This is a genomic window from Vibrio sp. B1REV9 (assembly GCF_905175395.2).
GTDB lineage: Bacteria > Pseudomonadota > Gammaproteobacteria > Enterobacterales > Vibrionaceae > Vibrio > Vibrio alfacsensis.
Map to the genome: position 1 here is coordinate 100,836 of NZ_HG992746.1, position 12,886 is coordinate 113,721.

The window sequence follows — 12,886 nt, forward strand, 5'->3', positions numbered from 1 at the left end:
TGTCTATTAAGCTATTTTCCCTTAACGAAGCAAACAAAACGCCGCTAACTGAACTTAGCGGCGTTTTTTTATTTACTTTAGAGCGACTTAAAAAGCGAGTCTCTCATGAGCACCATCGATGCTAATCGTAGATTGTTGGAATCGGTTGACGCTTGTGTTGAGTCGCTTTGTAGATTGCAACGAGACGATCACTGACTTCTTGGGATACTGGCTTACCCTCAAGGAAATCATCGATTTGTTCGTAAGTAAGGCTCAAAGCATCTTCGTCTGCTTTTTGCGGAGCCAGCTCTTCTAGGTCCGCCGTTGGGACTTTCTTCACGAGTAATTCTGGTGCGCCTAGTGTTGCCGCAACTTCACGCACTTGACGTTTGTTCAGGCCAAATAGCGGCGCCATATCACATGCACCATCACCAAATTTGGTGTAGAAGCCCGTAATGTTCTCTGCAGAATGATCCGTACCAATCACTAAGCCGCCTACATAACCAGCGATTTCATATTGTGCAATCATACGAGCGCGTGCTTTTACGTTACCTTTTACAAAATCAATTTTTGCCGCGTCAGTTGGTAGAAGACCTGTACCCTCCAATGCAACGTGCGACGCCGCATGAAGCCCGTCCACACCGTCTTTAATATTCACAGACACGGAGTGGGTCGGTTGAATAAAAGAAAGGGCAAGTTGCGCTTCATCTTCATCTTTTTGCTCACCATACGGCAGGCGAACCGCGATAAATTGATAGCTATTGTTGCCCGATTCTTCGTTGAGTTGGTTGACAGCGAGCTGAGCTAAACGGCCACACGTCGTCGAGTCCACACCGCCGCTAATACCCAGCACAAGGGATTTGCATCCAGAGTCTTGCAGCTTACGTTTAATGAAAGCGATGCGGCGTTCAATTTCGAAATGCGCATCAATCGATGGGAGTACTCGCATTTCATCGCGGATGGATTGTTCCATTTAAGGTTCCTTTTCCTGCAAATAGATTTGACACAAAACGAGGGTGACGTGATTCATCCATATGAAGACGTCTATGATATGACTGGTGATAAACTACTCAGTTGATGTTCATAAATGTCGCTTTAGTGTCAAAAAGCTTTAAAGATTAGTAGTATCATACCGAATTCATCGGATTAGAAAACTCCTTCAACCAGGTAATTACCGGATATGAAAAAAATCGCCGTTTTTGGTAGTGCATTTAACCCACCTAGTTTAGGTCACAAGAGTGTGATCGAATCACTAAGTCACTTTGATCTTGTGCTTCTAGAACCAAGCATTGCACACGCTTGGGGAAAAAATATGCTGGATTACCCAATACGGTGCAAATTGGTCGATGCCTTTATCACGGATCTCGGGCTTTCTAATGTCCAACGCTCAGAGCAAGAGCAAGCTTTATACCAACCTGAACAAAGTGTGACGACTTTTGCGTTATTAGAAAAAATTCAAGAAATTTACCCCCAAGCCGATATAACGTTTGTTATTGGTCCGGATAATTTCTTTAATTTTGCTAAATTTTATAAGGCACAAGAGATTACTCAGCGATGGACAGTAATGGCGTGCCCTGAAAGAGTGAAAGTGAGAAGCACGGACATTCGAGAAGCATTGGTGAAAGGCCAAGATATCAGTACTTTCACGACACCAAGCGTTAATGAAATATTGGTAAGCGAGGGTTTATACCAAGATTCATTTTCTGGTAACTAATTCTGGTAACTTAAGAGGTCAATTTTTAAATGGTCAGAGTAGCCGTATTTAGTACATGCGCATTGCTTGTTGCAACACAAGCAAGTTTTGCATGTAACTATTTATCTGATCGTTCGGTCGTTTTTGCGGATAACATCGTTCCTCTATGTGAAGATGTGATGGACAGCATCGGAGTGCTGAGCACGGAAACACTAAATTGGTACCAATCCGAAAAAACCTATGATGAGCCACCAGAAAATTATTGGGATGAGTGGGCGATCAAACAAGAAGATACGCCATTCTTAACGCAAAACCTTGAGAATAATTACTTCGGTTTAGGGGTTTGGATGCCGGAAGAGCTCAAAGACGAAGAGAACAAAATGAGCACAGAAGAGTGGCTGCGTAGCCATGGCCTGATGTTTAGTATTGGTCTTGGAGAGAAAAACGGCGATCAACCCAGAATGCGATTTGATTACCGATGGCATGACTACTACGACGCCGATTGGATGATGCAAATTGAAGTGCCGTTCTAATGAAGCGTCTTGTACCGAGTTGGGCATTCATCGCTCACGATCTGTCGTAAACTCCCGCGCGAAATCCTCACTAAGGGTTCGTATTTCCTCATTTAGATACTTAGGCGTCTGAAGATAAACATGTCAACCGGACGTCTTTTTGTTTTCCCGTTAACTTTTTACGGTGTTTGTTCCCTTTTCATGTTCTGTTTTTACCCACTTTTCCGAACACTAAAAGTCGATGTGTGACTGAAAACTGTCTGACAATCGGCGTTATACTGATTAACAGTAAACGAAAAATGACTTTAGTCACAATTTTGTGAGACAATTGTCGCTAAGAACGAAGAATAACCGTTAATGAGTCGGGAAATGAAAATAAATAAGCAAAGCTTGGAAGAGCAAGCGACAGAATACATCAGGGAAATGATCACTGACGGTCAGTTGGAACAAGGTACAAAAATAGTTGAAAGTACATTGTCGAAAGAGTTAGAACTTTCGCGAAGTACTGTTCGTATGGCTTTGAACTCATTATCACACGAGGGTCTCGTTGTTCAAAAACCTTATGTCGGTTGGCATGTTTTTACGCTCGATGATGAGGAGTTGTGGGAACTGTACAATATGAGGGTTGCAATTGAGAGCCAAGCCGCGGCAATGGCAGCAGAACGCGCAACGGAACAAGACAAAGAAGAGCTAATTGAACTTCTTAACGAATTTTGTCGTGTGTGTGATAACGGCGAAGACTCGTTAGCGATTTATAAGATGGATTTTGACTTCCACCAAAAAGTGGTCGAACTCAGTCACAGTCCACGATTTGCTAAGATATACGCTCAAATTGCCAATCAACTGAAAAGCTATATCGAGATGACTCATATCGAGTACGATTTGTCTCAAAGTGGTTTAAGCCACAAGCCGTTGGTTGATGCAATTTGTGCTGGTGATGCGGAAAAAGCTTGGAAAGAAGCGAAAGAGAATATTACCAGTTTTGCTGAACTTGCCGGAAAGAGTGTTAAATAAACTCGATTCCAACTCAACAATTCAAATAGAAAAGGCAGCCTCAAATGGCTGCCTTTTCTATTTGAATTTGACGCTCTGTGACGGAGTAACGTATGGAGAGCCGTAATGTGCGGTCTTATCCAGTGATAAGATTAGAGAGCATCTCCAAAGACTAAAAAGCACAGCTGCTCAAATTCTTCTTCATTTCCCGCGAATAGTCGCTCTACGATATCTTGCTGTTTTTTGCCCGATAACTTCATCTTTCTTGCTTCTCTTAAGGTGAGAACCAGACACAATTCACGAGAAATGCGCTCTTCACAGCCAGGCTGCCATTGATTAATAGAGTTGGTGAGAGGCGAGTTGTTTAGGCTTGGTCTTAGCGTTAATACCTCATGCTTCACAACCGCAAGTAAATCCAATTGGTATTGGTCACGTTTTTGTGTGATAGATAGCTTTTGGACCAGTGCTTTAAGCAAACTTGACGGCTTAAAGAACCCCGCTTGCTGGGGGAATTCGTCAGTCAGGCGGATTGAAAAGTCGCAACGATTCAATCTGGTATTAGGTAAAAAAGTGAGGGAACTCAAACAATCTTGCGGAATCCAAAAGTATTGACCTGGTTCAATGGCATACTCTTGCTTACCCAATTTGATGATCACGAGCCCTTCTACGACAGACAGTAAACTGTGCTTAAGCGCTTTTTTGCGCGCTGTGACATGCAGAAATGGGAAATGTGTATCGTGAAATTCAATTGCGTAGTTCATTATGATTACCGGAGTTTTTGGGCCGATAAGGTTACCGCTAAAGCTTTTGAATGCCAACCGGTTAACCGAGTTTTTTGCCAAGATTGTAATGCTACTGGTATGACCATGTTAAAAGTATGGTTTGAGTTGCTGCGAGTTGGCAAAACTATGCGTAAAATGTGCCAGCTTTTTAAAGAATGAATTGAAAGATGACAACCAATAACGATCCTTATATTGAAATTCGTCCATATAACGACGATGAAATTCCTGCTGCTTTGGATCGATTGATCCAAGATGATGAGTTCATTAGTGCAATTATAAACCATCGCTTTAATAACAAAGCGAGCTGGTTTAAAGCATTGATGGCCCCAGTGCTTCGGGTTTACTTGAAAGCAAAGTGGAGCAAATTGAACTCTGTTGAAGCGATTCAACTGGAGGTAAAGAAATACCTTCGAGATACGCTAAACTCGACGACAGACGGCGTCACATTTTCTGGTTTAGATAAGCTAGATAAGAATACTTCATATCTCTTTGTCTCCAATCACCGCGACATCGCGATGGATCCTGCTTTAGTGAATTTTGGTTTGCACCAAAGTGGACACAGAACGGTGCGAATTGCGATTGGCGATAACTTATTGAAAAAACCATGTGCAACAGAGCTTATGAAGCTCAACAAAAGCTTTATCGTTAAGCGCTCAGTAAAAGCGCCTCGTGAAATGATGAAAGCGCTAGGGCAATTGTCAGGCTACATTAAGCACTCGTTAGAGACGGGCAATTCTATTTGGATTGCACAGAAAGAGGGCCGAGCAAAAGATGGCAATGATTTTACCGATCCTGCTATTTTGAAAATGTTCCATGTAGAGGGACGTAAGCAAAAGGTCAGCTTTGGTGAGTACACGCGTTCATTAAAAATCGTACCGGTATCGATTTCATATCAAAATGATCCGTGTGACATTGCGAAAGCAAAAGAACTGTATGAAAAAGCAGAAAATGGTCGCTATGAAAAAGGTGAATTTGAGGATATCGAGAGCATCATTCAAGGCATTATCGGTTACAAAGGTAAAGTTCATGTCGCGTTTGGCGAGGTGATTGACCAAGAGTTTGAAACTCCAGACGCGTTAGCGAATGAAATCGACCGCCAAATTCATAATAACTACCGAGTATTCCCGATCAATCTGCTTGCGGCAGGACGAGAGGATGAAAGCATCACGGATTCTGTAAAGTCTCAACTAGCAGAGAAATTGCAGCAGCTGCCAACGGGTGCTCAAACTTATTTAGTTGCAAGTTATGCCAACCCGGTCAACAACCAAGAGGTTTAATTACCTATTATATTGGCAAACACATAATGTGAGGAATGCGGACGTTTCTGCCTCATTCCTCACCTAGTCTAGTCGTTATTTACGTGCTCATAGCTTACGCACTCATGGCTTAAGTATTCATAGCTTAAGCGCTCATTATTTATTCAGTAATAGGTTAGAGGCTTGTAAGGTCATTACTTAGACTGAATTATTTAGGCCTAATGACTTAGACCGAATTGCATAGAGCGAATTGCTTAGAGCGAATTAATCAAACCGAATTGATTAGACCGAATGAGCTTATGTGACACTCGCTGATATAGTAGGGCGGCGGCGCATCCGTTATAGTACTGCAACCGTTATGCTATCACTGCTATGGCGCAACCGCGCCCCCTAAGGTGAGTTGGCTTGGCCATTTGGAAATCCGGTTTCCCCCCAAAAAGATATTGCCTCGTACCGTCATTGTTTCAGGAAACGTTGTAATAGCAGATCCGCCAATGTAAAGGTTACCATCGACGACTAATCCCTCTGGTAGTTGAGTCAATGGCGTCCTAATGACGCTTAAGTCTCCTTTCACATTAAGCCTTGCTGGTAAACTCATGAGTGGGGTATTGGCTAAATTTAAGTACCCACCAAGTTTTACCCCTTTAGGCCAGCGTTCGACTTGGCTTCCTAACAGGTTAGCATAGCCTTTTATTTTTATACCGGGCCTGATGATTTTCAGCGCGCTGTTTTTGGCATCTAGGCTTCCTCCTACATCCAATCCTCTAGGGAGCTTAGTTATTGGAGATTGTGAGAGGTCTAAATTGCCTTTTACGACGAGGCCGTCTGGAAGCGAAGTGTAAGGCTTGTTGCGTAGGTCAAGATTGCCGTAGTTGTCGGTATGGTTCAGTTTTGTGTAGTAGTCTAGGTCATGAGCCATCGACGTACCGGACAAAGCCACAAAGCTAAGTAGTAAAGGGGATAAATTACTTGGCAAAGTGAAAAAGCGAGGCAAAAAAGCGAAAAAGCGCATAATGAGAATTCTGGTGATTAGGAGTCAGAAAAAGCATAACGTAAAGTCTAATGAGCTTCTAGCATCAAGAATATGAGATGCTGCCAAGAACGTGAAATCCATCCCTGATAGTATGATTACCTTATAAAGGGGGGAGTTATGAACCTAAAATCGAGATCTTTCATCGTCGCGAGTATGGTAAGCGTACTGTTTTCAAGTGCTGCGATGGCTAAATCTTATAGCACGCCAGATGCCAAGGCCCTTATCGTGGCTGATAGCAAGTTAGGACAACGAGTTTGTTACTACGATGACAAAGCTTATACAACTGGGGCGATATTAAATGTTGAGGGCGTATTGCTGCTGTGTACCAATGAGAATGAGTTTGAAACCAATGGGGCATTGAAGTGGGTGGTGTTTCAACAAGACAAGAGTTAGACAGGTCGACAAACGATCAAAAAAGCGAGCTGATTGCTCGCTTTTACGTCTCTATCGATTAAATATCGATGATTAACGCATTAGAGAGCGAGTTTTTAGTTCGAAGATTAGCTTTTCTGCACTTACTTCAAATTTAAAGCGTGCTTTTAGTTCTTTAGACTCTTCAGTTAGGGCAGATACATTGTATTCAACGTTTGCACATACTGTTTTTGCTAATTCAACGTATTTTGCTAATTCTGCTTCTAGTGTGGCTTTAGAGTCTGCGAAAATCGTTACTTCAGCAACGTCGTCGCCTTCTTTGATGATAAAGCCCATTTCACCAGCACAACCGCAAGCTTCACAAACTTGGTTCTGTTCTAATTCGATACTCATAACGAATCCTCTTGTAAATACTGCGGGTATTCTATCAGGTATTTGATCTGTATCTACAAAAATGAATGATTTCGGACAAAAAAGAGCCGGTATGTTATGTTGTTAACGATAGGTTACGTACATCTTTTGCGTCAGTTGTAGAAAATTATTGTGATATCTGTCAATGTTTTGCTCCAATCGAGCGAGATCTCTATGAGATTTTCGTCAGGTGAGTTGAACTAGGAATCAATTTATAAGACTATTTCTCGATTGACCATTTTCACAAAGTTATCATTCTTGGCTTTAGGATAATTTTTATGAATGTTATCGGCATAAATTTATAATGGAATAGATTTTTTGCCGATTTTTGAGTCACATGTATTGATGGAAGTATCACTGTAAAGTGCACGTTACGGCGCGTTTTGTACAAGTGATTTGATACCTAATATAAATTTGGGTAACGACAGTACATAATATTGAGGATGAATTTCATTTTAAACTCATAAGATAATGGGTTAGATGGATTTAAGAAGAGAAGAGCTTAAAATATGCCAAAGCGTAGTAAAGAAGATACTGAAATCACGATCCAAAAGATTATGGATGCCGTTGTCGATCAACTTCTAAGACTTGGTTACGACAAAATGTCTTATACCACATTAAGCCAACAGACAGGGGTATCGCGTACGGGCATTAGCCACCATTTCCCGAAGAAAACAGATTTTACTGCTGCATTAGATGGTCGTATTTTCAAAATGTTCGTAGAGCATTTGGAATTTGATAATGGATTAGATGCATTCTCTGATAGTTGGATTAAAGCGCTTGAGAACCCTGAGTTCTTGGCGATTTTACGTTTGTTATTCCATCACATTGTGACGTCTGAAAGTGCTCATGAATTTGCCGCAAACGGTATAGACCGTCTTTACAAAGTCGTTGAAAGCCAGTTTGGGGAAAACAGTGCAAAAGAGTTAGAGTGGCTGATTGGACGCTCCTTGATTCAGATGAGCAAATAGTGCTCTATATTTATAGTATTACAAAGAAGCCCTGCTAACTATTTAGTTAGCAGGGCTTCTTTTGTTTGAGCGGGGTATAAGTTCTAAGTTAGTGCAGTGGCATTCTTACAAGACAAGACAAGACAAGACAAGACGTGAGTTAGTTTATCCAGCCTTAAAAAGGTACTAAGCCGCTGCGTGGACTTGTGGAAAGTTAAGAGTTGGATGTTTCGTGACAATCGAACGATAGCCATAAACGTGTTCAATGCGTTCAGGCGTTAGCGCATTCCATGGCGTGTCATCACAAACTAATTTTCCATTATGAAGCAACACAAGGCGGTCTGAGTACTGTGAAGCTAAATTTAGATCGTGTAATACAACAACAACGGCCGCATTGTGTTGTTTCGCTGCTTCGCGAGCGATCTTTAATGTGTTGTGCTGGTGGGCAAGATCCAAAGCCGACGTTGGTTCATCCAGCATGAGTATTTTCCTTTCTCCTGATTGATGAAGTTGGGTGAGCACTCGAGCAAGATGTAAGCGTTGCTTCTCACCCCCAGAAAGGGCTGGGTAAAGGCGATCTGCAAGGTGCAACACATCCGTCTGTCCCATATAGTGCAGAGCCAGTTGTGTTGTTTCTTTATTGGTGATTGAAAGCGGAATAGCACCTAACTCGACCACTTCTTTGGCTAAAAATGGAAACGTTAATGTGCTGTGTTGTGGCAACATCGCAATGTGTTTAGCACTTTCAGAAGGCACCCAGTCATTTTTTTGTTTACCGAAATACTCGATGTCATTCTGCGATGGTATCTCGCCACACAGAAGTTTGAGAAGCGTACTTTTCCCTGCACCATTTGGTCCCAATAAGGCAGTGACCTCACCAGCACGAATATCAATACTGATGTCATCGAGAACAATTCGATTGCCGTACTGCATAGAGATATTTTTGCCTGACAAAGCGGTGTGATTCATTATAGGATCTTTCCTTTTTGTTGGAACAATAGATAAATAAAGAATGGTGCACCAATCAATGCCGTAACAATACCGACTGGTAGCTCAGCAGGTGCAACTGCGACACGGGCAAACATATCTGCTGCAGTTAATAGCAGCGCTCCCATTAACGCCGAGATAGGCAGAAGCGTTCTGTGGTCTGGCCCTGAGATCATGCGGCCAAGGTGAGGGATAACAAGCCCAATAAACCCTATTGCACCACAAATACTGACCGTTACACCGACACCTACCGCAGAAAGCAAAATCAGCTGCCGCTTAAGTTTTTGTACTGGCACACCCAAGTGTCGGGCTTCTGATTCCCCTAATAAAAGCGCATTTAAGGCCATCGATTTTTTCTGAAACCAATAAAAAAGAACCAATAGTGTAACGGCTGCGAGGCCAATACCAGACCAATTAGCACCAGCTAATGATCCCATTGACCAAAGTGCTAAATCTCTTAGCATTTGGTCATCGGCCACAAAGTTCATAAAGCCGATGGCTGCCCCTGAGAGCGCACTGATCGCAACGCCAGCCAATAGCATGATGGTAACGGATGTGCCAAATTTATTGGTGCCTAACCAGTAAACTAAAATGGTGGTGATTGCGCCGCCAAGAAAGGCAAAAAATGGCAGAGCGGCTAAGTCAATTAGTTGTGGGTAGTGCTGGCTAAAGTCGGCAAAAACCACAATTGCAAACGCACCACCAAGTGCGGCTCCAGCAGAAACCCCAATGATGCCTGGCTCCGCAAGCGGGTTGCGAAATAACCCCTGCATCACCACGCCACAAATCGCAAGAATGGCACCGACGAACATACACAAGATCGTTCGTGGTAGCCGGATTTCGTTAATGACAAGTTGAATATGTGGCGCAAGATCAGAGCTTGCGCCAATCAAGCTTCGCAGACTGTCTGCAAAGCTAATATTCATTGGACCTACAGTAATCGAAGCCACTGCAATAAAAGCGAGAAACCCCGAGAGTGTAACTAGAGTCGTTGAGAGCGGAAGTCGTTTTAACAGCATTGGCGTTCTCTATGGGTACAACAAGCTGTTGAGACGTTTCGCTTCAGCAAGACTCTTAAGGCCTAAACCTCCCACCAAAGCATGGCCATCGATTGTCACGAACGTCTTGTTCATACCAGCGGGTGTTGCCGCTAAGAGAGGCATTGCTTTCAAAATCGCATCCGCACCACCCATTGTTTGGTAGCTACGACCACTGACGAGAATCACATCGGGTTGCATTTCTACCATTGCCTCCGTCGAAAGGGGCTTGTATGAAGTGAGCTTCTCAGCGGCTGGGTTATTGCCGCCTGCGAGCTTGATGATGGCATCGGGTGTGGTATCTAAACCAGCAACATTCGCCGCACGTCCTTCATGGATAAGAAGAAACAGAACTTTTTTCTTATCGGCTTTTTCTGGTTGATTATGCTCAAGAGCCAAAATTTGTTGTGATACCTTTTGCTTCAGTTTTACTGCTTGAGGCTGACGATCCACAAGGTTGGCGATTTGATCAATACGCTGCAATAAGCCATCAACGTCGGCTTTTGTATTGACGATTTCGATGTCAACGCCTGCCGATTGAAGTTGCTCCAAAGTCGTGCTTGGCCCCATTTCATCTGAGCCAATCACTTTGGTTGGAGCGAGCGCTAGCAGCCCCTCAGCAGAGAGTTGACGATGGTATCCGACTTTAGGAAGCACCATTTCTTGAGGGAGTTCACTGGTGACATCTACGGCAACAAGATTTTCTTTGGCGTCAAGAGCAAACAAAAGCTCAGTGACCGCACTGCCTGCACTGACGATACGCTCAGAAGTTGGAGCCTCGTCGGCAAAAAGATTCGAGCTGGTTATTAGCGTTATTGCGGTTGTGAATGTTGCCACTGCGGCAGTTAATTTTTTGCGAACTGGCAGTACTAAATTTTTCATGGATGAGTTCTCTATTGTATGTTCTTTTACTGCGATTCTTCAGTAAGGAGTTGTGTCGCCTGAATTCCGTTTTCTTGTAAAAAGCCAAGCAACTTAACGAGGTATTGAATGTCGGCAGTTTTTTCTGCGCCAATGACAATGGGTTTGTCGCTTGATTTGCTTTCTTCCAAAAGAGCAAGCGTGAAGTTTTCCCAGTCAATATAGGTTTTGCCATTGATCGCCCAGAACGGCGCCTCATTTAAGATATTGACGGTGATTGATTGTTTATCAACCTCTGCCACGGCCTTTGAATCGGTGCTTGGTAAATCAACATCGAGTGAGTCGAGTTTTACAGCAGCAGTCAGCATTAAGAACACCATAACGATGAAAATGATGTCGAGTAATGGTGTTAAATCTGGTGTTAGAGCATGGTTATTATCACGAGGTGCTTTGATCATGACACGCTCGCTTCAACATGACTGGCAACCGTCACGATGGTTTTCTTGTTATCTGGAGACACATGTTGAAGTGAAATCCCCTCTAACCACAGGTTGACGTAGTTGAGTGTATGTTCCAGTTTGGCAATAACACGATCCGCCCAAAGTCCTATCAGTTGAGCACCTGAAATTGCAGGCAAAGCGATAATAAGACCAGCAGCGGTTGTGCGCATGGCAAGACCTAAGCCATCTGCGAGATCATTAGGCGTAATGTCTCCGGTCGAAGAGGCAATGCCTTTAAACATATCGATCAAACCCAATACCGTGCCTAAAAGCCCAATTAGCGGGCTAATGACACCAATTAACGTGAGTAGGCGCAGGCCAGAGTGCAGCTGATGACGTTTTTCTTGTAACCAAATCCCGGCGGCATCTTCGCGAAGTGATTTGGAGAATGAGTGATGAGCAAGCAACATTGCCACGCCGCGGTACAACAGTGGACGTTTTCCGGAAAGCTCATCAGCCAGGGATTCGATGTCTTTGCCATTTGTTGGGTCAAGCGTGGTCAATTTTTTGCGTATTGCTTTTTTACCTACACCAAGGCTTATCAACACATGAAATAAACGTTCTGCGATGATCATGACCGTGAGTGCAGAACAAATGATTAAAGGCCATGTCATAAGACCAAACTGAGTGTGCAATTGTTGTAGCTGTTCCATTATCCATCCAACTTAAAACGAACTGGGATTTGAACTCGATGAGCGACTTGCTGCCCACCGGAAATATGTGGAGAAAAGTGCCATTGCTTAATGGCTCGCAGTGCTGATGTGTCGAGCATTTCTGCTCCTGATGATTCAATCAACACTTGTCTAATTTGATGACCATTTTCATCTAACCAAACTTCATAAATGGCCACGCCCTCGATCCCACGTTTTCGCGCCGAACGAGGGTAACGCGGTTGTACTGGTTGAGATACGAATGTGGGTTGTTCAACTAAAACCGGCTCAGAGGTTGCTCCTTTAGATTGCACCGGCGGTGCCGATTTCTGTTGGGGAATGTCTTCTTTTGCTGTTTTCTTTGGCTCTGGCTTAGTCTGCTGTTTGGTTACTGGCTTTGGCTGCGGTGCTTTTTTTACCTGAGCCGTCTTTTTTGTTTTCTCAACGGGTGTAGGTTTCTTTTCTATTGGTTTTTTTTCTATCCGTTTTGGTTTTACCGCTTCTTTTTTGACAATCGGCTTTTCAACGTTCTTTTTGTGCGGCGGGGCTTCAGGTGCTTTCGGCTCTGGCTGTTTTTGAGGCTTTGGTTCAGTTTGGTGAACAGCCTCGTGCGTTGTAGGTACAGGCTTAGGGGCAGACACGAGATTTAGGCTAACAGTACTAACGGGATTACCTGCAGGCATGGCAAATACCTTTGTCTCTTGAGAGGCAAAAAGCAGAGTGGCATGAATGGCGAGTGAGGCGCCTCCGGCGATGGCATATCGTTTTAGGTTCACAATAAATCTCGGTGTTACACGTTGTGCTTAAGTTGGAATTGATTATCACTTACATTGGAAATAAGATCAATTATCAATTGCATTATCATTACGG

The 12,886-nt window shown here is 43.4% G+C and carries 16 protein-coding genes; 6 read left to right on the top strand and 10 right to left on the bottom strand.

The window, feature by feature from the left end; genetic code table 11:
• Positions 1-121: 121 nt before the first annotated feature.
• Complete coding sequence (gene nadE / locus KHN78_RS14580; protein ID WP_211916664.1) at positions 122-952, bottom strand: ammonia-dependent NAD(+) synthetase; 831 nt, start codon at positions 950-952, stop codon at positions 122-124.
• A gap of 207 nt (positions 953-1,159) precedes the next feature.
• On the opposite strand from nadE, the gene KHN78_RS14585 reads away from it, so the two are divergent.
• From KHN78_RS14585 to KHN78_RS14595, 3 genes are all read left to right on the top strand, one after another.
• On the top strand, positions 1,160-1,693 hold the full coding sequence (locus KHN78_RS14585; protein ID WP_211916666.1) for a nicotinate-nicotinamide nucleotide adenylyltransferase: 534 nt from the start codon (positions 1,160-1,162) through the stop codon (positions 1,691-1,693).
• Positions 1,694-1,722: 29 nt separating this feature from the next.
• Positions 1,723-2,205 carry a hypothetical protein gene (locus tag KHN78_RS14590; RefSeq protein ID WP_128813191.1) on the top strand — a complete coding sequence of 161 codons (483 nt, stop codon included), beginning with the start codon at positions 1,723-1,725 and terminating at the stop codon, positions 2,203-2,205.
• Between the two features lie 348 nt (positions 2,206-2,553).
• Entirely contained in the window at positions 2,554-3,198 is a 645-nt protein-coding gene (locus KHN78_RS14595; protein ID WP_211916668.1) for a GntR family transcriptional regulator, read from the top strand.
• A gap of 131 nt (positions 3,199-3,329) precedes the next feature.
• On the opposite strand, the gene KHN78_RS14600 is transcribed toward KHN78_RS14595, so the two are convergent.
• A complete protein-coding gene (locus tag KHN78_RS14600) occupies positions 3,330-3,938 on the bottom strand; it encodes an AraC family transcriptional regulator (protein ID WP_211916670.1) in 609 nt (202 codons plus the stop codon).
• 188 nt (positions 3,939-4,126) lie between these two features.
• On the opposite strand from KHN78_RS14600, the gene KHN78_RS14605 reads away from it, so the two are divergent.
• Entirely contained in the window at positions 4,127-5,236 is a 1,110-nt protein-coding gene (locus tag KHN78_RS14605; protein ID WP_211916672.1) for a 1-acyl-sn-glycerol-3-phosphate acyltransferase, read from the top strand.
• Between the two features lie 349 nt (positions 5,237-5,585).
• Here KHN78_RS14605 and KHN78_RS14610 read toward each other — a convergent pair whose 3' ends face one another.
• Complete coding sequence (locus KHN78_RS14610) at positions 5,586-6,134, bottom strand: hypothetical protein (protein WP_211918807.1); 549 nt, start codon at positions 6,132-6,134, stop codon at positions 5,586-5,588.
• Between the two features lie 231 nt (positions 6,135-6,365).
• On the opposite strand from KHN78_RS14610, the gene KHN78_RS14615 reads away from it, so the two are divergent.
• On the top strand, positions 6,366-6,641 hold the full coding sequence (locus KHN78_RS14615; protein ID WP_211916674.1) for a DUF1496 domain-containing protein: 276 nt from the start codon (positions 6,366-6,368) through the stop codon (positions 6,639-6,641).
• Between the two features lie 72 nt (positions 6,642-6,713).
• Here the strand turns inward: KHN78_RS14615 and KHN78_RS14620 are convergent, their stop codons facing one another.
• A complete protein-coding gene (locus tag KHN78_RS14620; RefSeq protein ID WP_128813184.1) occupies positions 6,714-7,013 on the bottom strand; it encodes a YfcZ/YiiS family protein in 300 nt (99 codons plus the stop codon).
• Between the two features lie 527 nt (positions 7,014-7,540).
• Between KHN78_RS14620 and KHN78_RS14625 the strand changes: the two genes are divergently transcribed.
• On the top strand, positions 7,541-8,002 hold the full coding sequence (locus KHN78_RS14625) for a TetR/AcrR family transcriptional regulator (protein ID WP_211916676.1): 462 nt from the start codon (positions 7,541-7,543) through the stop codon (positions 8,000-8,002).
• Positions 8,003-8,167: 165 nt separating this feature from the next.
• Here the strand turns inward: KHN78_RS14625 and KHN78_RS14630 are convergent, their stop codons facing one another.
• Genes KHN78_RS14630 through KHN78_RS14655 form a run of 6 tightly spaced genes read right to left on the bottom strand, consistent with a single transcriptional unit; the run spans position 8,168 to position 12,792 of the window.
• Positions 8,168-8,950, bottom strand: coding sequence for a heme ABC transporter ATP-binding protein (locus KHN78_RS14630; protein WP_211916678.1), 783 nt, complete (start codon positions 8,948-8,950; stop codon positions 8,168-8,170).
• A complete protein-coding gene (locus KHN78_RS14635) occupies positions 8,950-9,987 on the bottom strand; it encodes a FecCD family ABC transporter permease (RefSeq protein ID WP_211916680.1) in 1,038 nt (345 codons plus the stop codon). Before KHN78_RS14635 ends, KHN78_RS14630 begins: the two co-directional genes overlap by 1 nt.
• Positions 9,988-9,996: 9 nt before the next feature.
• A complete protein-coding gene (locus KHN78_RS14640) occupies positions 9,997-10,887 on the bottom strand; it encodes a hemin ABC transporter substrate-binding protein (protein WP_211916682.1) in 891 nt (296 codons plus the stop codon).
• A 26-nt stretch (positions 10,888-10,913) separates the two neighbouring features.
• A complete protein-coding gene (locus KHN78_RS14645) occupies positions 10,914-11,324 on the bottom strand; it encodes an ExbD/TolR family protein (RefSeq protein ID WP_211916684.1) in 411 nt (136 codons plus the stop codon).
• On the bottom strand, positions 11,321-12,019 hold the full coding sequence (locus KHN78_RS14650) for a MotA/TolQ/ExbB proton channel family protein (protein ID WP_211916686.1): 699 nt from the start codon (positions 12,017-12,019) through the stop codon (positions 11,321-11,323). Before KHN78_RS14650 ends, KHN78_RS14645 begins: the two co-directional genes overlap by 4 nt.
• Complete coding sequence (locus tag KHN78_RS14655; protein ID WP_211916688.1) at positions 12,019-12,792, bottom strand: energy transducer TonB; 774 nt, start codon at positions 12,790-12,792, stop codon at positions 12,019-12,021. The genes KHN78_RS14650 and KHN78_RS14655 overlap by 1 nt, the downstream gene beginning before the upstream one ends.
• Between the last annotated feature and the right edge of the window lie 94 nt (positions 12,793-12,886).